Below are 18,787 nucleotides of genomic sequence, written 5' to 3'. Positions count from 1 at the left end.
AAAAGGAGTAACATGAGACGGATTTTATTCAACGTACTGCTTATTATACTGGCATTTACCATCCAAAACTGTATATTTCCCCTGCTTCCGTTTCTATCGGCTACACCCAACCTGCTGTTAATTCTCACTTTTTCTTTTGGATTTATACATGGGAAAGAAGCAGGAATGTACTATGGTCTGTTAGCAGGTCTTCTTATGGATTTGTTTTACAGCGGTCCCTTTGGATTTTATACCCTGATTTTTATTATTATGGGCTATGTTAACGGAATCTGTACCAGATATTACTATGAAGATTATATAACACTGCCATTAATTATGAGCGTTCTGAATGAACTGGCCTATAATTTTTATATCTACGTGTTCCGCTTTTTGATCCGGCAAAAATTACGGATCGGTTTTTACTTTATTAATCTGGTTTTACCTGAGATTATCTTTACTGTTGTGACCACGCTTCTGTTTTACAGGGTATTCCTGATTATGAACCGCCATTTGGAAGAGATTGAAAAAAGAGGTGATTCTACGATTGTTTAGGGATTTAATGGAGATTATAAGAGATGTATTCAGGAAAGCTGCTTCATCCCGTCTTTTTATTCTTGGAATCATCTGTCTGGCCATGTATACCGGACTGGTTCATACACTTTTTAATATGCAGATTATTAATGGTGAAAAAGCCTTAAGCGATTACCTGCAGCTTACAGAACAGACCATTACCACTGCAGGCACAAGAGGAAACATCTATGACAGAACCGGAAAGGTGCTGGCATATAATAAACTGGCTTACACAGTTATGGTACAGGATAACGGTGCCTATAAAAAAACAGATGATAAAAACCGCATGTATTTAAGACTGGTGCAGATTCTTAAAAAGCATGGAGAAAACGTAGAAGGTAAATTTGAAATAGCCGTTGATTCCAATGGCGATATGGTTTATACCTCTTCATCTGAATCTGCAAGAAAACGTTTCCTCAGAGATTATTACGGACTGAAGAAGGTAGAGGACTTAGATGATGCAAAAGGTCTATATCCTTCTAATTTAAGCGCCAGGGAACTGTTTGAGCGGATCTGTGAAGATAACGGCTTAAAGAGTTTAAAAGATTCTGACGGAAACCCCGTTGCCCTGACTGATCAGGAGGCATTGGATATTATTAATATTAAATATGCCCTCCGTCTCATGCTGTACCGAAAGTATGAAGCGACTGCGGTGGCCACGGAAGTATCGGACGATACGGTAGCCGATATCCTGGAACACATCGGAGATCTGCAGGGGGTTACCGTGGAGGAGACCACAATCCGGGCTTATAACGACAGCATTCCCTTTGCCCCTGTTATCGGATATACAGGAAAGGTTCCAGAGGAACAGCTGGAGAATCTGCAGAGCCGGAAAGATGACTATGATATCAATGATATTGTAGGACGGACAGGCATTGAGTATACCATGGAGCATGAGCTTCAGGGAACCAAGGGGAAAAAGACCATTTATAAAGACAGTGTGGGAAGAATCCGGGAAACCAAGGATGAGACGGATTCTCTTGCCGGCAATGACGTTTACTTAACATTGGATGCAGATCTGCAAAAAGGTATCTACCATTTGATTGAACAGTCTCTCGCTGGGGTTTTAATCAAAACCATTGTTAATGGAGATTACCAGGCGAACAGTACGACAGACGGATCCAATATGAAGATTCCCGTAAAAGATGCTTATTTTCAGCTGATCAATAACAATGTCCTGTCTTTAAAGGGGATTGAATCAGAAGAAGCGTCAGAGACGGAAAAGAACATATACCGGAAGTATGAAGCTTCAAGGAAAGAGATATTAGACCAGCTTCGCAGTGAACTGATGAGTCCTCATGCAACAGTTATGAAAAATCTACCGGAAGATATGAAAGCCTATATGTTTTATATTTACAGCTATCTTTCCGAACCTACTGTAGGAATTGTAAAAGCAGAGGCCATAGATGCGTCCAGTGACGAATTTCAGGCATGGAAATCAGATGAAATAAGCCTGAGGGATTATCTTTATTATGGAATTGCAAACGGCTGGATTGATACCACGAAACTGGAAACAGACGTCAAGTATTCCAGCGCAGATGATACCTTTGAAGCGTTGGTAACTTATGTGTCAGCCAGGCTGGAACAGGACAGAAGCTTTACCAAGAAGATCTACCGGTATTTAATTAATAATGATACCATAACCGGGCAGGAATTATGTCTGGCTTTATACGATCAGGGTGTAATAAAGGAGAATGAACAGGACATTGCCGAATTAAGAGCGACTGGTGATGCATATACCTTTCTTTTAAAAAAGCTGTCTGCACTGGAGATCACTCCTGCTCAGTTAGCCCTGTCCCCCTGTAATGCAGGAGTGGTAGTGACCAATGATAAAACCGGAGAAGTGCTTGCGCTGGTTTCCTATCCGGGGTACGATAATAACAGGATCGGGGATGGTTCTTATTTCAGCCAGCTTCAGGCAGATTTATCCCTCCCCCTTTATAATAATGCAACACAGACGCGAAAAGCACCGGGGTCCACATTCAAACCGATTACAGCAGTTGCAGCTCTTGAAGAGCATGCGATCACCGCCGATGAAACCATTAACTGCTCCGGTATTTATACTGATGTGGAACCTCCCATCAAGTGCTGGATCTATTCCGGCCAGCATGGTCCGCTTAACATTGTTGGGGGAATTGAAAACTCCTGTAACTATTTCTTTGCAGATTTAGGCCACCGTCTTTCTACAGATGGAAGCGGAATTTATTCTCCGGATTTAGGACTGGAGGTTTTACGAAGCTATGCAGCCAAATTTGGACTGGATCACAAATCCGGTGTGGAGATAGGTGAGCTGGATCCCCAGATTTCCAAAGAAGCACCGGAACGTTCCGCCATGGGACAGGGAAGCCACGCCTATACCAATGTTCAGTTGTCAAGGTATGTTGCTGCCATAGCAAACAGGGGAACTGTTTTTGAACTCAGTTTACTTGATAAAACAACGGATTCTGAAGGTAATCTGATTAAAGATTATACCCCTGAGATTTCTTCTCATATTGACGCGGCGGGCTCAACGTGGGATACTGTACAACAGGGAATGAGAGAAGTGATTGCAAACGGTTCGACTAAGAGATTATTTGCGGATCTGGAAGTGGAAATTGCCGGTAAGACGGGAACTGCCCAGGAAGCCCGTAATAAGCCGAATCACGCGTTCTTCATTTCTTATGCGCCATATGACAATCCGGAAATCTGTGTAACAGTGAATATTCCGTATGGCTATTCATCATCGAACGCCGCTAACATTGCGAAGAATGTCTATAAGTATTATTATGGCTACATAGACTTAGAATCCATTGTAAACGCAGGCGCCCTGGATGCAGCGAAGGTCAACATTCGCGATTAACGAGGATAAGAGGTGATATGATGCATGATACCGTAGTAATAAAAAGCAACAAAGCAGGTATGACTGTTATCCTGGATCCGGACATCCCATTCCCTCAGCTTCTTTCTGACATTGGGAAGAAATTCGGAGATCATGCCAAATTCTGGGGATCCGCACAAATGACTCTGACAATTGAAGGCAGAGAGGTTACTCCAGCGGAAGAATTCTCTATCATAAACCAGATTACGGAAAATTCCAATGTGGAAATTATTTGTCTGGTGGATACAGATGCAAACCGCATGAAGCGATGTGAAAAAGCACTGAATGAGAAGCTGATGGAACTATCCTGCCAGACGGGACAGTTTTTCAAAGGTAATTTACAAAATGGAGAGACTTTGGAATCAGAAGCAAGCATTGTAATCATCGGAGATGTATTAAAGGGTGCAAAAGTCCTGGCAAAGGGCAATGTAATCGTTCTTGGCAAGCTTTCCGGCACCGTTTGTGCAGGCGTGGCAGGGAATAAAGGAGCACTGATTACAGCCCTGGAAATGGCACCTGCCCAGCTTCGGATTGCAGACTGTACTTCAGGACTGGACGGCAGAAGCCGCCGTCTTGGGCGCGGACCTATGAAGGCGTATCTGGAGAATAATAAAGTCCTTATAAAACCAATGAAAAAAAGTGTGGAAATATTCCGAAAATTAAGGTAAAATAGAATGAGGTATAAAAAACAGGAGGATATGGTATGAGCGAGATCATCGTAATCACTTCTGGAAAAGGCGGGGTAGGCAAGACGACAACTTCTGCCAATGTTGGTACCGGACTGGCGATTCTGGGTAAGAAGGTAGTCCTGATAGATACAGATATCGGACTTCGGAACTTAGACGTGGTTATGGGTCTGGAAAACCGCATTGTCTACAATCTTGTAGATGTGGTAGAGGGAAACTGCCGTATGAAGCAGGCCCTGATTAAAGACAAAAGATACCCGAATTTATTTTTACTTCCATCAGCCCAGACGCGGGACAAGACTGCAGTTACACCCGGGCAGATGGTAAAACTGGTGGATGATTTAAGAGATGATTTTGATTACATTCTGTTAGATTGTCCGGCGGGAATTGAACAGGGCTTTCAGAACGCAATTGCAGGTGCTGACAGAGCCATTGTAGTAACAACTCCGGAGGTGTCCGCAATCCGGGATGCTGACCGGATTATCGGTCTTTTGGAAGCTGCCGATATGGGCAGCATAGAACTGATTGTGAACAGGATCCGGGCTGATATGGTAAAAAGGGGAGATATGATGTCTCTTGATGACGTCATGGACATTCTGGCCATTGATATTATCGGTGCTGTTCCGGATGACGAGGATATTGTCATTTCCAGCAATCAGGGAGAGCCTCTTGTAGGCATGGGGACTCCAGCCGGACAGGCCTATATGGACGTATGCAGGAGAATTATCGGTGAGAATATCCCGATCCAGAATCCGGCAGTACGGGAAGGTCTTTTCTTTCGACTCTCGCATCTCTTAAAGAGAGCATAGGAGGGTCTGATATGAACCTGTTTCCTGTATTCCGTAAGAAGAATTCAGGAGAAATTGCAAGAAATCGTCTGAAACTTTTGCTGGTTGCGGACAAGGCTGACTGTTCTCCTGAGATCATGCAGATGATAAAAGACGATATGATCCGTGTTGTTTCACGTTACATGGATATTGATTCCGACAGAATAGAGATACAGATGAAGAAATTAAAGCAGCCGGATTGTGAACGCTTTACACCGGTGCTTTATGCAAACATCCCTATTCGCGATGTACCTGATAAGGGGATATACTGACTATGTTTTCTGACTACAATTTTAAATATTATAATTACCGGTTAGTTTTGTACATGCTGTCGCTGGCAGTGATTGGAATTTTAGTGGTGGCAAGTGCCTCCAACCAGGATTCCGGGATTGTAACAAAACAGATTATCGGCGTAATGGTGGGATTTGCACTGGCAATCGGTCTTTCCATCATAGACTATCGTAAAATCGTAAAGCTTTATGTTCTGGTTTATGGACTTTGTATCCTGTTACTGGGAGCAGTTCTTGTCATGGGACATACGGCAGGAGGTGCCACCAGATGGATCTACATTCCTGGATTAGGTCGGATTCAGCCTTCTGAATTTGTAAAAATCGGGCTTATCGTATTCTTTTCCTGGTATTGGAACAAATACCAGGAAAAGATGAATACGCCTGTTATGGTGGGACTGGCTGCTTTGCTGGCGGCGTTCCCCATAAGTCTTATCTTTGCAGAACCCAATTTATCTACCAGTCTGGTTGTTACAGTCATCATACTGTGTATGGTTTTTTCAGCCGGAATCAGTTATCGGTGGATTGGTGGCGTTCTGGCTATTGCAATACCGGCAGGTATGCTGTTTATCTATCTGCTGACTAAGGGCTTAATTCCGTTCATACACGATTATCAGGCGCGGCGTATTCTTGCATGGATCTATCCTCATGCGGAACAGTATGCGGAAAACTTATACCAGCAAAAGAATTCAATTATGGCAATCAGTTCCGGACAGCTTCAGGGAAAGGGACTTTTTAATACAACCATTGCTTCTGTGAAAGACGGAAACTTTTTATCAGCCGGTGAAACGGATTTTATCTTTGCCATTATCGGTGAAGAGATGGGATTTCGAGGCAGTGTGATTGTCATTGCTCTTATTGGACTGGTTGTATTTGAATGTCTTTATACTGCATCCAAAGCAAAAGACATGTCCGGCAGACTGATTTGCACCGGTATGGCAGCCCTGATCGGGTTCCAGGCTTTTTCTAACATCGCGGTGGCGACACAGATCTTTCCCAATACAGGTCTGCCGCTTCCCTTTGTCAGTTCGGGAGTGAGCTCTCTGACCAGTATTTTTATGGGAATGGGCCTGGTACTGAATGTTGGACTGCAACGCAAAATCGGTAATTAAAAGGAGGTATATCGTTATGAATATAGGATTAGTTGCCCATGATTCAAAGAAAAAACTGATGCAGAATTTCTGCATTGCGTACAGAGGTATTTTAAGTAAGCATATGTTATATGCGACAGGAACAACAGGACGTTTGATTGAGGAAGTCACAAACTTAAATGTTCATAAATATCTGGCAGGTCATCTGGGAGGAGAGCAGCAGTTGGGATCTCAGATCGAGCACAATGAGATTGACCTTGTTATTTTCCTGCGGGATCCTCTGACACAGAAATCACATGAACCGGATATTGTGAATATTATGAGAACCTGCGATATGCATAATATCCCTCTTGCAACCAATCTGGCCACAGCAGAGCTGTTAATTAAATCTCTGGAACGCGGTGATCTGGAATGGCGAGAGATGTATAAATAGCAGAGGTAGATATAAGTGAAAAGAAAAGTTTTTGTGACATCAGGCTGCATCATCTTAAGCGCATTATTCCTGACGGGCTGTGCTGGTCTTCATAAACTTGACAATCCTTATGAATTTTCTGAGAGGACCGCCCTTTACCAGTCCGCTTCTGTGGCTGGTAAATCGGAAACCTTTGCTCATGATCTTTGCGTGGTATCGAAAGATACTGCTGATTCAGACAGTTCAGTGACAGCAGAAGCTGCCGCTGTATTTGATTTATCTGATAATAATGTGATTTTTGCGAAGAATCCTTTTGAAAAATTATATCCCGCAAGCATTACCAAGACGATGACTGCACTTTTGGCAGTTAAGTACGGAGATCTGTCCGATGAGGTGACAGTGACAAAGGATGCTGTAATTAAGGAGTCGGGTGCCAGCTTATGTGGTATAAAACCAGGAGATAAGCTGACTATGGAGCAGCTTCTGTATGGTCTTATGATCCCATCTGGTAATGATGCAGGTGTTGCCATTGCAGTTAATATGGCGGGAAGTGTTGATCAGTTTGCTCAAATGATGAATGACGAGGCAAAAAAGCTGGGAGCGACCGGGACACATTTTGTAAATCCACATGGTCTCAGTGATGAAGATCACTATACCACGGCGTACGATCTGTATCTGATATTTAATGAAGCTTTGAAGTATCCGGAATTTCGTAAAATCATCGGTACGGCTGAGTATAAAACCTCTTATCAGGGCGGTGACGGGAAGACAGTAAACGAAACCTGGAAAGGTACCAACTGGTATATGACGGGAGAGCGCAAGACTCCTGACGGACTGACGGTATTAGGAGGTAAAACCGGGACTACTCTTTCGGCAGGAAGCTGCCTGATTATGGGAAGTTCTGATTCATCAAAAAATGAGTATATTTCAGTGGTTTTAAAAGCCAGGGATCATGCCGGACTATACGATAACATGTCAAATATCCTGAATAAAATTGTAGAATAGTGATTGCCTTTCTTATGAATTTGTACTATAATTATATTAATCCGAATAGACTTTTTATACAAATCATATAACGCAAGGAGGAGAGTGCTATGGTGCAGATAATAGCAGGAAAAAAGGGTAAGGGGAAAACAAAGCATCTGTTAGACAGAGCTAATTCCGCCGTAAAAGACTCAAAAGGTTCTATTGTATATTTGGACAAAAGTTCGAAGCACATGTATGAGTTAAGCAACAAGATCCGCCTCATTAACGTCAATGAGTATCCGATTACTTCAAGCGAAGGATTTATTGGTTTTATCTGTGGTATCATATCTCAGGATCATGATTTGGAGATGATGTTCTTTGACAGCTTTTTAAAGCTGGCATGTCTGGAAGGAGAAGACATATCAGAAACCATAGCGACTTTGGAAAAGATTGGTGAAAAGTATCATATTACCTTCGTTCTCAGCGTTTCTGTAGATGCGGAGAATATACCGGGGAACACCAGGGCTAATGTGGTTGTTTCATTATAATCATAGATAGGAATAGGGGACTGGGTGCCAGTCCCCTTTATTATTTTGTAAAAAAGAAATGGAAGGCTGTACCACCCCTTCCATATTATGCTTGAATTTTTTAAATTTTCCTTTTATAATAGCTAAAAGGGAAAGGAGGCGTCAGGTTGGCTAAACGAAAGGCAACACAGCCATCAAAGAAGGCTGTACATCCTAAAAAAAGCAAAAAGATCATCCGCTATCGGCGGCCTCTGAATATCAATGTTGGTATGATTATTTTTGCCCTGATTTTCATCTATATGGTCTTTAGTGTAATCACTTACGCGAGAAGAGATAAGGTACAGTTCTATGAAGTACAGGAAGGCAGTATCGTTAACAGCAAGGACTATACGGGGATTATACTGAGACAGGAAGAAGTAAAGAATGCAGACCGTTCCGGCTATGTGAATTATTATGTGCGGGAAGGTAAGCGGGCAGCGATTGGGACAAGGGTTTACTCCATCGATGAAACCGGAAGCATTACTTCATTTCTTGCAGACCATTCACAGGACAATGTAACATTGACTTCAGAAAATCTGACTGAACTAAAAAAACAGCTGACCGCATTCAGCCTTACTTATGACAATAATCAGTTTCGCTCAGTATATGATACAAAATATGCTCTGGAATCTGAAGTAATGGAATATATGAATCTTAACGCACTGGATAATCTGGGCAGTATGATGGATGAGGCCGGAATCAGCTTTGAACAGGTGAAAGCAGATCAGGCTGGAATTGTATCCTATGGTGTGGATTCATTTGAAGGTTTGCAGCCATCGGGTATTTCCGAGACCTCATTTGACCGCAGCAGCTATGCAAAAAACAAGACTCAATCAGGAAAGCTGATTGAAAAAGGAGCGCCAGTCTATAAAACCATCACCTCTGATCAATGGTCAGTGGTATTTCCTATGTCAGAGGATGATATAAAAGCATATGGGGATAAAAAGAATCTGACCGTAGGATTTTCTGGTCGTGATTTAAAGGCAACCGGAAGTTTTTCTGTCATTACGGGTACCGATGGAAAAAGCTTTGGCAAGATTGATTTAGACAAATATATGGTACAGTTTGTTTCGGATCGTTATGTAAATTTTGAAATTGTTTCCGACCGGGTAGACGGGCTTAAAATTCCTGTGACAGCTGTAACAAAGAAAGACTTTTACCTTGTTCCCATGGACTATATGACTCAGGGCGGTGACAGCTCTGATACTGGTTTTAACAAGGAAGTCTATTCAGACTCAGGGACCTCCGTGGTATTTGTTCCCACGGAAATTTACTATTCTGAGGGGAATAATTATTACATAGAGATGGATCAGGCTGACGGTTTTAAAGCCGGGGATTACATTGTAAAGCCCAATTCTACAGAGCGGTATCAGATTGGAGCCAGCAATTCCCTGCAGGGAGTTTATAACATCAACAAGGGTTATGCCGTATTTAAGCAGATTGATGTTTTGGTTTCCAATGATGAGTATTATACTGTAAAGAAGAATATGACCTATGGACTTGCTGTCTATGACCATATAGTCCTCAATGCACAGACTGTTAATGAGGGAGAATTAATTTATCAATAAGAGGTGATAAACTTGGTGAAAGAAAATCTTTTAATCGTGGAAAACAGGATAGAAGAAGCCTGTAAAAGACGGGGGCGGGATCGCAGTGAGGTTACTTTAATCGCGGTCAGCAAGACAAAACCTGCTGATATGATACGTGAGGCTTATCAATCGGGAATCCGGGATTTTGGAGAGAATAAAGTTCAGGAAATCTGTGATAAATATGAGCAGCTTCCCGATGATATACGCTGGCATATGATCGGTCACCTGCAGCGCAATAAGGTGAAACAGGTAATTGATAAAGCTGTGCTGATACACAGTGTTGATTCAGTCAGACTGGCAGAACAGATCGAGGAAGAAGCAGCAAAGAAAGGGATCTGTGTGGACATCCTTTTAGAAGTAAACGTTGCAGACGAAGAATCCAAGTTTGGCTTTCGTTTGGAAGAGACAGAACAGGCAATCCGTGATATTTCTGTTTTTCCCCATATAAGTATAAAAGGACTCATGACTATTGCACCTTTTGTAGAAAATTCTGAGCAAAATCGTCCTGTTTTTAAAGAATTAAATCAATTTTATGTTGACATGCAAAGGAAAAACATTGATAATGTTAATATGAATATGCTCTCAATGGGTATGACCGGAGACTATGAAATTGCCATAGAGGAAGGAGCTACTCTGGTAAGAGTCGGTACCGGAATTTTTGGTACAAGATATAAGATTGGAGAGAATGAAGTATGAGCATTTTAGGCAAATTGATGGATAGCATGCGCTTGAATGATACAGATGATGAAGATGATTACTATTTAGATGACGACTATGAAGATGATAGCGATAAACATGCGAAGAAACCCCTCTTTTCCAAAAAGACAGAAGATGAGTACTACGAGGAAGAGGAGTATGAACAAAAGCCACGTTTCTTATCACGCTCTCCTAAGGTAGTTCCCATGAAGCAGACTCGTACAATGGAAGTTTCCATGGTTAAGCCTACCTCGATTGAGGATGCCAAAGAAATTTGTGACCATATGCTTGCTGGTAAGGCAGTTGTACTGAATATGGAAGGTATTCATACTGAGGTAGCTCAGAGAATCATAGATTTTACATCCGGTGCTACTTATTCCATGAATGGTAATTTACAGAAAATATCCAATTATATTTTTATAGCAACTCCGGAATCCGTAGAGCTTTCCGGTGATTTTCAGGATTTATTAAACAGCGGAAGTCTGGATATGGGCGGTATGAATTTACGCCTTTAACGGATTTTTTCAAAGAAATATTGGTTTCTCTTAATGGGACAAGCAGGCATTTTTCCATTTCAGCATTCTCTTTTTGCTGACAATGGAAAATTGTTTGCTTTCTTCCTTATTATCGTCCACGCTTTTTGGACATAAAGGGGTGCCCGAAGGGTGTTTCTTATTATCGTCCACGCTTTTTTGGACATAGAGGGATGCCCGAAGGGTGTTCCATAAAATAGATGCAATGGAGGAAAAGCAGCATGGGAAGCAGAATGCCGGTACATATGGATGGTACTTTTATTTACGATATCGTGATGGAGACTTCGTTTAATGGGCTGAAAGAAGAACTTGGTAAAATGAACTTAGGGGAGCGAAAAGTTTGTATTGTTACAGATACCAACGTTGCTCCTCTTTATCTGAATGAAGTTGAACGCATTATTTCCAGCTGCTTTCACAAAACAGAACATTTTATTTTCCCTGCAGGAGAAGAACATAAAAATCTGAACACAGTAAGGGATTTATACGAAACACTTATTATAAAACAGTTTGACAGACACGATTATCTGCTGGCATTGGGCGGCGGTGTTGTGGGAGATCTCTGCGGCTTTGCAGCTGCCACTTATCTCAGAGGAATTTCCTTTATACAGGTGCCTACCACCCTTCTTTCTCAGGTTGATTCAAGCATTGGCGGGAAAACCGGTGTTGATTTCGATGCTTATAAAAACATGGTTGGTGCATTTCACATGCCAAAGCTGGTTTATACCAACGTAGCTTCCTTACAATCATTGTCAGAGGAGCAGTTTTCTTCCGGAATGGGAGAGGTTATTAAACATGGTCTGATCAAGGATGCTTCCTATTACCAGTGGCTGACACAACATGCCAGTGAAATACAAAACCGCAACCTGGATATTTTAAGCGAGATGGTGACTGTCAGCAACCGGATCAAGCGGGATGTGGTTGAAAAAGATCCTACCGAACAGGGAGAACGGGCACTTTTGAATCTGGGACATACATTGGGACATGCAATTGAGAAACTTTCTGATTTCAGCCTTTTGCATGGGCACTGCGTCGGTCTGGGATGTATCGCAGCTATGGCTGTCTCCGTGAAACGGGGATTTCTCCACGAAGATCAGATTTCAGCACTGTTAGACGTGATGAAGTTGTATCATATGCCGGTTACAGTCTCTGGTTTATCTCCAGCTGAAATAGTAAAGACTACAAAGAGTGATAAAAAAATGGATTCGGGAGCCATACGCTTCATTTTACTGGAGCAGATAGGCAAAGCCTTTGTTGATAAGACCGTTACTGATGAGGAAATGGCAGAAGGGCTGTCCCAAATTTTAATCTAAGGAGAACTCATGAAACAAAAAACAAATTTAATCATAGGAATGTTCATTGGCTTTTTTTGTGCCATAGGATTGGATCAATGGACGAAATTACTTGCAGTGAGACATTTAATGGGCCAGAAACCCTATTCTGTCTGGAACGGTGTGTTTGAATTATACTATTCTGAAAACCGTGGAGCTGCGTTTGGCATGCTGCAGGGAAAACAGTTCTTTTTTCTTTTGATTGCAGTATTGGTGCTGGGCTGTGCCGTTTATAGCATCAGCCGGATGCCTGCCACAAAAAAATACATTCCGTTACACCTGGTTGCCATGTTTTTATCAGCAGGTGCAGTGGGAAATATGATAGACCGGTTCACCAGAGGCTATGTGGTAGACTTTTTGTATTTTAAATTAATTGATTTTCCTATTTTTAACGTGGCTGACTGTTATGTTACGGTTTCCATGTTCATTTTTCTGCTCTTATTTTTATTTTATTATAAAGAAGAAGACTTACAATGCCTGTCTTTTCGTAAAAAGGAGGAACAGGCTTGAATCAGGAATATTTTGTAGAAGCGGGCGAATCAGCAATCCGCATCGACCGGTATTTAAGTGATCGAAACCAGGACATATCCCGGTCTTATTTACAAAAGCTTTTAAAGGATGAAAAAGTTCTGGTAGATGGTAAACCAGTAAAAAGTAATTATAAAGTAAGTGCCGGGGATAAAATTCAGCTAACCATTCCGGATGCGGTTGAGCCGGAGATTGAAGCAGAGGAAATGGATCTGGACATTCTTTATGAAGATAAAGATATTATTCTTATCAATAAGCCCAAGGGCATGGTGGTTCATCCAGCCGCCGGACATTTTAGCGGTACGCTGGTAAACGCGCTGATGGCCCATTGCCGTGATGATTTGTCAGGAATAAATGGAGTGATGCGTCCAGGTATCGTACACCGCATTGATATGGATACCACAGGCGTTTTAATTGTGTGCAAAAATGACAACTCTCACAATTCCATTGCACAGCAGCTGAAAGACCACTCCATTACAAGAAAGTATTATGCAATCGTCCATGGTGTTCTAAAGGAAGAGGAAGGCACTGTTTCTGCCCCTATCGGACGTCATCCCGTTGACCGGAAAAAGATGAGCGTGAATGAAAAAAACGGAAGAGAAGCAACCACACATTTTCGTGTTCTGGAACGCTTTAAACAGTTTACCTATGTGGAATGCCAGCTGGAAACGGGGCGTACCCACCAGATCCGCGTTCACATGGCCAGTATCGGTCATCCGCTTTTAGGCGATGTGGTTTATGGTCCCTCAAAAAGTTCCTATAAATTAACCGGTCAGACTCTGCATGCAGGAGTATTGGGAATTGTTCACCCCACCACAGGGGAATATATGGAGTTTCATGCACCATTACCCGATTATTTTGAAGATTTATTAAGAAAATTACGTGCCACCTAGATCACAAGATCCAGGTGGTTTTTTATTTCGATAATAACTGTTAAATATGGATAAAATATGGATTTTTCAGAAATTTAGTTGTATAATAGTATTATAAGTTAACTGGAAGGAGTGATCAATATGAGTGAAAACTTAGTGATTGCGATTGGAAGGCAGTGCGGAAGTTCTGGTAAGGTTATTGGTGAGAAAGTTGCGGCAGCCCTTGGTATTAAATGCTATGATAAGGAGTTACTGGCACTGGCTGCCAAGAACAGTGGATTATGTGAGGAATTATTTCAAAGCCATGACGAAAAGCCTACCAATAGCTTTTTATATTCTCTGGTTATGGATACATACAATGTTGGATTAACAAGTTCCGGTTATATGGATATGCCAATTAACCACAAGATTTTTCTGGCACAGTTTGATACGATTAAGAAGCTGGCAGAAGAAGAATCCTGTGTTATTGTCGGAAGATGTGCGGACTATGCACTGGCAGACGATCCCAATCTTGTTTCTGTATTTATTACAGCAGATGACAAAGATAAGATACAATCCTTAAAAGAGCTGTACCAGATTGATGATGCAAAGGCAAAAGAAGTTATGGTTAAGACAGACAAAAAGCGTTCCAGTTATTATAACTATTATTCCAATAAAAAGTGGGGAGATGTGAGAAGCTACGATCTGTGTATAAATCGCAGTCCCATTGGAGTGGATGGAGCAGTAGATATGATTCTGAAGTATATTGAAGTAAAAGGTAAGGGAAAAGACCAACAGCAGTAAATAATAGTTTGAAAACGGACATTTCTTTGAACAGGGGAAATGTCCGTTGACATTTTCCCAGGAATGTGGTAATGTTTGAATATACAAAATAATGTAAATTGATGAGAGCGTGATTGGATGAAAGAAAAGGAACTGGGGTATGGGAGTTTATATCAGAAAACGGGAGTAACAAAAAGCCTGCTGGCTCTTGATTTAATGTCCAGAAATGTGGGAGACAGACTTCTTCCCATATCGGAGTATCAGGAAAAATTCGGAGTTTCCCGTGGAACGATACAGAATGCGTTTGCTTTTTTGAAGGACAGTAATGCGGTCGTTTTAGAAAATCATGGACATCAGGGAACTTATATTACATCACTGGATCATAAGAAGCTGCAGGAGAACTGTATGCCCAGAGGGGTTATGGGGATTATGCCTCTGCCTTATTCTGTAACGTATGAAGGTCTGGCTACTGCCATGTATGAACAATTTTCTTCTTTAAACTTTAACATGGCTTATGCAAGAGGAGCAGTGGGACGTATAGAGCTGGTGGAATCAGGAACCTATCATTTTGCACTATGTTCCCAGTTTGCTGCTGAACAATCCATAAAAGATGGAAAACAGATTGAAATAGCAATGAATTTTGGACCTGGAAGTTTTCTTTCCAGGCACGTACTGCTTTTAGCTGATTCCGGATATGACAGTATACAGGATGGAATGAGAGTGGCTTATGACAGCAATTCCCTGGATCAAAGCTGCATTACAAGAAATATCATTCATGGCAGGAATGTGACGCTGGTTCCCATCAGAACACAGCAGACTTTAACCGCATTAAAAGAGGGAATCATAGATGCGGGTGTCTGGAATTATGATGACATTCTGGAAAATAAGCATGATTCCGTGAAAGTGGCATTTCTTGCAGACTCCGATTACAATAATCTGTTTTCTACAGCTGTTCTTGTGATTGGAAAAGAAGAGGAGTACTTAAAAGCAATGTTATTAAAATATATTCATGCAGCACAGGTTACAGCTATTATACGTGATGTAAGAGAAAAGAAAAGAGAACCCTTTTTTTAATTGGGTTTTTAATCTATCAATATACAAAATAATGTACATTAGACTTGGGGGAAATCATGAATCTAAATGAACTTTTAATGGAACGTCTGAACATTCTGGAAGAGAATCATGTAATTTGTAAGGAAGCAGCCAGTTTCTCAAAAATAGCCGTGGTGCATATTCTGGCTGAAATACCGGATTTGGAAGAATCAAAAGCGGTGATGTTCATTACCCATCTTGCCATGGCAGTGCAGAGAATCTTAAGTGGTGAAGATGAGACTGCGTTGGACAGTGAGGTGTTAAAAAGTGTAATGGATGAGCCGGTTTTCAGACAGGCGCAGGAACTCAGGGATGAACTTTTGCAGGAAACTGAAATTCAGTTTCCACAATCAGAAAAGGATTTTTTAGCTGTTCATCTTTGTAACCTGCTTACATAACAAGGTGTGAATGCGAAATCGCATTTATATAAAGGAGAATAAAGGAGGTAGCAAAATGAAAATTGTGGTTGGGGGCCAGATTGACAAGGAAGAAATCGCTAAAATTGTGAGTCAGCTGATGAATGGAAAAGCTGAGATCGAAATTAGGGGTGACCTTGATGGTGCCATGGGAGTCAAGGAAGGGAAATATGATTATTATGTGGGGGCTTGTAATACAGGAGGGGGCGGAGCCCTTGCAATGGCACTGGCGCTGTTAGGCTCTAAATCCTGTTCTACCATTTCCATGCCAGGCCAGATTAAAAGCGAAGCATTTATACGGGAAGAGGTAGAAAAAGGGAAAAAAGCCTTCGGTTTTACAGCCCAGCATAAAGATGAGGTTCTTCCGGTTCTGTTAAAGGCAATCTGCGAAAAAGAGGGGGTATAATTATATGAAATATATTGTAATTACATTAATCGGAGCGTTGGCTTCTGTTCTTTCTAACCAGGGAATTGCAGTATTTAATGATGGTTTCCGACCGATTGCAGGTCAGTATTTTAATGGAGAGATCAGCCGCAAAGAATTAGCAGCCATGAGTTTCGCCATCAGCTTCGGACTGGTAATTGGATTTGGTATTCCCACTTCCATAGCAGCAAGTATTATTCTCATCCACTGTTTACTGCTGACCACAGATATGATCGGTTCTTTCTGCAATAACAGCAGAAACGGTATGATACTATCCGCAGCAATCGGAGCGGTTTATGGTGTTGCCATTCTGGCAGGACTGGAATTTATAGTAAAATTTTTCGGTTATCTTCCTTATAATTTTACAAGTGATTTAGGAAGTGTATCTGGCTACATAACAGTGGCATTTGCCATATTCCCTGCAGTTGGCATTGCTTATCAGCATGGCTTTAAGAAAGGTATGACAGCTGGAGGGGTAACGATCCTGGTTTATTATCTGATTAAAAAATTCGGGGTTTTTACATTAGGAGCTGGTAAGGTTACTTTAAATGCAGAAGGCATGGCAATGCTGGCAGGAATGATACTGATGATCGTTTTTGCTGCACAGCGTAAAGGAACTGAAAATACCAATGAGGTACTTACCCAGGGCTTTGAAGGCAATATTCTCCGGATTCGTAAAAAATGGCTGCTTCTTGCAATTATGGGCGGACTTCTTGCGGCTGGGACCAGCCTTTCCATCGTAGCAGGTGATCCGGCCTCCCTGGCACTGTTAGCAAAACAAGAGTACAGCAACGCCGGTCTGACTGCTCTGGCAAGAGCAATCGGGTTTATTCCACTTGTATTTACCACTGCCATTGTTACTGGAGTGTATGGCGTGGCAGGATGTACGTTTGTTTTTGTAATTGGATTATTTTTCCATGGGAATCCCATTGTTGCTTTTATTCTGGGTTTTGCAGTTATGGTTGCTGAGATTTATCTTATTAATATATTTGCAAAGGGCATGGATCGTTTCCCTGGTGTGAAAGACATGGGCGAATACGTCAGAACTTCCATGAACAAGGTGCTTGAGGTTTCACTGCTGGCTGGAGGAATCGTGGCAGCTGAAAAAATGTCTGTGGCTGCCTCAGGCTACACAGGAATTGGAGCACTGTTTGTAATAGGGGCATTTCTGTTAAATAAGAAAGCAAAAAAACCGATCGTAGATCTTGCGGTTGGCCCGGTGGCATGTATCGTATTTGGTATACTGATGAACCTGCTTCTACTGATAGGACTAATAGCAGTTCCTGTTGCGAAATAAGGTCATTTTATGGAAAAGATTGTACCTTATGCAAAGAAGACATTTCTTGCACTGAAAGATCCCTATCATACCGTTATTACTGTAAAACCAGGTATTATTGACCGAGCGGCTTCTTTTTTGGAGAATGAGGGTGAGGTCTGGTATACGGGAATTAAAAATACAGACGCCATACCGGCAGAACTAAAAGAACGGCTGGAGAAAAGGGGATTCCTGATTCATACAACGGATCAGATGGCTTTAGGAGGAAGGGCAATTGACTTACAGCTTATTAATCCCATTACCGGTAACTGGATGACCGGATCCAGCAGCGGTACGGCCTTAAATGTATTTTATGGAATCAATGATGCAGGTATTGGAACGGATGGCGGGGGCAGCGTACTTGCCCCAGCAGCCGCTCTCAATCTTTACGGCTTTATATCTCCCATGATCGAGCAGGAGAAAATGATTGGCTATCATAAGATTTCAACAGATGGAATCGGGTTTCAGCCTGCCATAGGCGCCATTACCAGAGATCTGGAAACCATGGGAAAGCTGTTAATCCCTCTGTTTGGCTACGACATAACCAAGTTTCAGCCCCAGGAAGAAACTTACACAATCATTGAGACGGAACAATGCCATAACCTGCCAGACATTTATGGAAGCCGGGAACCATTGATCGAATATTTAAAAAGTGTTGTAAAGCCCCGTACGATTGTTATATCCACGGAAGGCCCGGTAGACGTAAATGCTCCTGGTGACAGCATATTTGGACATTTCGATGAAGAAACGGGAAAATGTCAGAGCCGGTCTGGCAAAGGGCTGATGCGGGTTGTTAATATGAGCGGAAAATCAGCACTGACCGTTCCTGCAAAAGGACTTGGCCGCTGTACGGTTCTTATCTGTGAAAGCAGGCCGGGGGATATCGCTTACATGTTCCAGCTGGCAAAGGCATATCAAAATCAGCCTTCCCCATTAATTCAACGGTATTTCATGAATTTTGATATGTATTTTTAGCATTAAAGAAAGGAGG

21 protein-coding genes are annotated in these 18,787 nt (G+C 41.9%); all 21 read left to right on the top strand.

Translation table 11 applies throughout. The features are described from left to right. The first annotated feature begins 12 nt into the window (after positions 1 to 12). The 21 genes from mreD (at position 13) to BXY41_RS13725 (ending at position 18,771) form a co-directional block, all read left to right on the top strand. Entirely contained in the window at positions 13 to 531 is a 519-nt protein-coding gene (gene mreD / locus BXY41_RS13825; protein WP_104437452.1) for a rod shape-determining protein MreD, read from the top strand. After that, positions 524 to 3,388, top strand: coding sequence for a penicillin-binding transpeptidase domain-containing protein (locus BXY41_RS13820; protein ID WP_104437451.1), 2,865 nt, complete (start codon positions 524 to 526; stop codon positions 3,386 to 3,388). The genes mreD and BXY41_RS13820 overlap by 8 nt, the downstream gene beginning before the upstream one ends. Before the next feature lie 20 nt (positions 3,389 to 3,408). Next, positions 3,409 to 4,074, top strand: a complete 666-nt coding sequence (locus BXY41_RS13815) for a septum site-determining protein MinC (RefSeq protein WP_104437450.1) — start codon at positions 3,409 to 3,411, stop codon at positions 4,072 to 4,074. A gap of 35 nt (positions 4,075 to 4,109) precedes the next feature. Then, positions 4,110 to 4,901: a septum site-determining protein MinD gene (gene minD, locus BXY41_RS13810; RefSeq protein WP_104437449.1), complete on the top strand. Its 792-nt coding sequence runs from the start codon at positions 4,110 to 4,112 to the stop codon at positions 4,899 to 4,901. A gap of 11 nt (positions 4,902 to 4,912) precedes the next feature. After that, on the top strand, positions 4,913 to 5,191 hold the full coding sequence (gene minE, locus BXY41_RS13805; protein WP_104437448.1) for a cell division topological specificity factor MinE: 279 nt from the start codon (positions 4,913 to 4,915) through the stop codon (positions 5,189 to 5,191). Between the two features lie 2 nt (positions 5,192 to 5,193). After that, positions 5,194 to 6,318: an FtsW/RodA/SpoVE family cell cycle protein gene (locus BXY41_RS13800; protein ID WP_104437447.1), complete on the top strand. Its 1,125-nt coding sequence runs from the start codon at positions 5,194 to 5,196 to the stop codon at positions 6,316 to 6,318. A gap of 16 nt (positions 6,319 to 6,334) precedes the next feature. Next, positions 6,335 to 6,730 (top strand): methylglyoxal synthase, encoded by a 396-nt coding sequence (gene mgsA, locus BXY41_RS13795; RefSeq protein ID WP_097004165.1) that lies wholly within the window; start codon positions 6,335 to 6,337, stop codon positions 6,728 to 6,730. A 15-nt stretch (positions 6,731 to 6,745) separates the two neighbouring features. After that, positions 6,746 to 7,714 carry a D-alanyl-D-alanine carboxypeptidase family protein gene (locus BXY41_RS13790; RefSeq protein ID WP_104437446.1) on the top strand — a complete coding sequence of 323 codons (969 nt, stop codon included), beginning with the start codon at positions 6,746 to 6,748 and terminating at the stop codon, positions 7,712 to 7,714. A gap of 89 nt (positions 7,715 to 7,803) precedes the next feature. Further along, complete coding sequence (locus BXY41_RS13785) at positions 7,804 to 8,223, top strand: twitching motility protein PilT (protein ID WP_104437445.1); 420 nt, start codon at positions 7,804 to 7,806, stop codon at positions 8,221 to 8,223. Between the two features lie 248 nt (positions 8,224 to 8,471). After that, positions 8,472 to 9,809, top strand: a complete 1,338-nt coding sequence (locus tag BXY41_RS13780) for a biotin/lipoyl attachment domain-containing protein (RefSeq protein WP_170072392.1) — start codon at positions 8,472 to 8,474, stop codon at positions 9,807 to 9,809. A 12-nt stretch (positions 9,810 to 9,821) separates the two neighbouring features. After that, on the top strand, positions 9,822 to 10,526 hold the full coding sequence (locus tag BXY41_RS13775; RefSeq protein WP_104437443.1) for a YggS family pyridoxal phosphate-dependent enzyme: 705 nt from the start codon (positions 9,822 to 9,824) through the stop codon (positions 10,524 to 10,526). Beyond that, positions 10,523 to 11,041 carry a cell division protein SepF gene (locus BXY41_RS13770; RefSeq protein WP_104437442.1) on the top strand — a complete coding sequence of 173 codons (519 nt, stop codon included), beginning with the start codon at positions 10,523 to 10,525 and terminating at the stop codon, positions 11,039 to 11,041. The genes BXY41_RS13775 and BXY41_RS13770 overlap by 4 nt, the downstream gene beginning before the upstream one ends. A 239-nt stretch (positions 11,042 to 11,280) precedes the next feature. Next, positions 11,281 to 12,369 carry a 3-dehydroquinate synthase gene (gene aroB, locus BXY41_RS13765; RefSeq protein WP_104437441.1) on the top strand — a complete coding sequence of 363 codons (1,089 nt, stop codon included), beginning with the start codon at positions 11,281 to 11,283 and terminating at the stop codon, positions 12,367 to 12,369. Between the two features lie 9 nt (positions 12,370 to 12,378). Then, positions 12,379 to 12,897 (top strand): signal peptidase II, encoded by a 519-nt coding sequence (lspA, locus tag BXY41_RS13760; protein WP_104437440.1) that lies wholly within the window; start codon positions 12,379 to 12,381, stop codon positions 12,895 to 12,897. After that, the gene (locus tag BXY41_RS13755; RefSeq protein ID WP_104437439.1) at positions 12,894 to 13,808 is read left to right on the top strand and encodes an RluA family pseudouridine synthase; all 915 of its coding nucleotides are present in this window, start codon (positions 12,894 to 12,896) and stop codon (positions 13,806 to 13,808) included. The genes lspA and BXY41_RS13755 overlap by 4 nt, the downstream gene beginning before the upstream one ends. A gap of 120 nt (positions 13,809 to 13,928) precedes the next feature. Further along, complete coding sequence (locus BXY41_RS13750; protein WP_104437438.1) at positions 13,929 to 14,570, top strand: cytidylate kinase-like family protein; 642 nt, start codon at positions 13,929 to 13,931, stop codon at positions 14,568 to 14,570. A 117-nt stretch (positions 14,571 to 14,687) separates the two neighbouring features. Then, on the top strand, positions 14,688 to 15,623 hold the full coding sequence (gene yhfZ / locus BXY41_RS13745) for a GntR family transcriptional regulator YhfZ (protein ID WP_104437437.1): 936 nt from the start codon (positions 14,688 to 14,690) through the stop codon (positions 15,621 to 15,623). 56 nt (positions 15,624 to 15,679) lie between these two features. Then, the gene (locus BXY41_RS13740; protein WP_104437436.1) at positions 15,680 to 16,039 is read left to right on the top strand and encodes a PRD domain-containing protein; all 360 of its coding nucleotides are present in this window, start codon (positions 15,680 to 15,682) and stop codon (positions 16,037 to 16,039) included. Between the two features lie 55 nt (positions 16,040 to 16,094). After that, entirely contained in the window at positions 16,095 to 16,463 is a 369-nt protein-coding gene (locus BXY41_RS13735) for a DUF2620 domain-containing protein (protein ID WP_104437435.1), read from the top strand. 4 nt (positions 16,464 to 16,467) lie between these two features. After that, positions 16,468 to 17,778, top strand: a complete 1,311-nt coding sequence (locus BXY41_RS13730; RefSeq protein WP_104437434.1) for a YhfT family protein — start codon at positions 16,468 to 16,470, stop codon at positions 17,776 to 17,778. A gap of 9 nt (positions 17,779 to 17,787) precedes the next feature. Further along, the gene (locus BXY41_RS13725) at positions 17,788 to 18,771 is read left to right on the top strand and encodes an amidase family protein (RefSeq protein ID WP_104437433.1); all 984 of its coding nucleotides are present in this window, start codon (positions 17,788 to 17,790) and stop codon (positions 18,769 to 18,771) included. Positions 18,772 to 18,787: the final 16 nt, after the last annotated feature.

The organism is Lacrimispora xylanisolvens, assembly GCF_002934545.1.
Taxonomy (GTDB): domain Bacteria; phylum Bacillota; class Clostridia; order Lachnospirales; family Lachnospiraceae; genus Lacrimispora; species Lacrimispora xylanisolvens.
The sequence above is the reverse complement of the archived record's forward strand: the minus strand, read 5'-3'. Positions and strand labels throughout refer to the sequence as shown.

Coding starts and splice junctions, on each gene's coding strand:
- aroB (WP_104437441.1), top strand. CDS start 11,281: ATGGGAAGCAGAATGCCGGTACATATGGATGGTACTTTTATTTACGAT.
- BXY41_RS13770 (WP_104437442.1), top strand. CDS start 10,523: ATGAGCATTTTAGGCAAATTGATGGATAGCATGCGCTTGAATGATACA.
- lspA (WP_104437440.1), top strand. CDS start 12,379: ATGAAACAAAAAACAAATTTAATCATAGGAATGTTCATTGGCTTTTTT.
- BXY41_RS13815 (WP_104437450.1), top strand. CDS start 3,409: ATGCATGATACCGTAGTAATAAAAAGCAACAAAGCAGGTATGACTGTT.
- BXY41_RS13735 (WP_104437435.1), top strand. CDS start 16,095: ATGAAAATTGTGGTTGGGGGCCAGATTGACAAGGAAGAAATCGCTAAA.
- minE (WP_104437448.1), top strand. CDS start 4,913: ATGAACCTGTTTCCTGTATTCCGTAAGAAGAATTCAGGAGAAATTGCA.
- BXY41_RS13740 (WP_104437436.1), top strand. CDS start 15,680: ATGAATCTAAATGAACTTTTAATGGAACGTCTGAACATTCTGGAAGAG.
- BXY41_RS13725 (WP_104437433.1), top strand. CDS start 17,788: ATGGAAAAGATTGTACCTTATGCAAAGAAGACATTTCTTGCACTGAAA.
- minD (WP_104437449.1), top strand. CDS start 4,110: ATGAGCGAGATCATCGTAATCACTTCTGGAAAAGGCGGGGTAGGCAAG.
- yhfZ (WP_104437437.1), top strand. CDS start 14,688: ATGAAAGAAAAGGAACTGGGGTATGGGAGTTTATATCAGAAAACGGGA.
- BXY41_RS13800 (WP_104437447.1), top strand. CDS start 5,194: ATGTTTTCTGACTACAATTTTAAATATTATAATTACCGGTTAGTTTTG.
- BXY41_RS13785 (WP_104437445.1), top strand. CDS start 7,804: ATGGTGCAGATAATAGCAGGAAAAAAGGGTAAGGGGAAAACAAAGCAT.
- BXY41_RS13780 (WP_170072392.1), top strand. CDS start 8,472: ATGATTATTTTTGCCCTGATTTTCATCTATATGGTCTTTAGTGTAATC.
- mreD (WP_104437452.1), top strand. CDS start 13: ATGAGACGGATTTTATTCAACGTACTGCTTATTATACTGGCATTTACC.
- mgsA (WP_097004165.1), top strand. CDS start 6,335: ATGAATATAGGATTAGTTGCCCATGATTCAAAGAAAAAACTGATGCAG.
- BXY41_RS13750 (WP_104437438.1), top strand. CDS start 13,929: ATGAGTGAAAACTTAGTGATTGCGATTGGAAGGCAGTGCGGAAGTTCT.
- BXY41_RS13730 (WP_104437434.1), top strand. CDS start 16,468: ATGAAATATATTGTAATTACATTAATCGGAGCGTTGGCTTCTGTTCTT.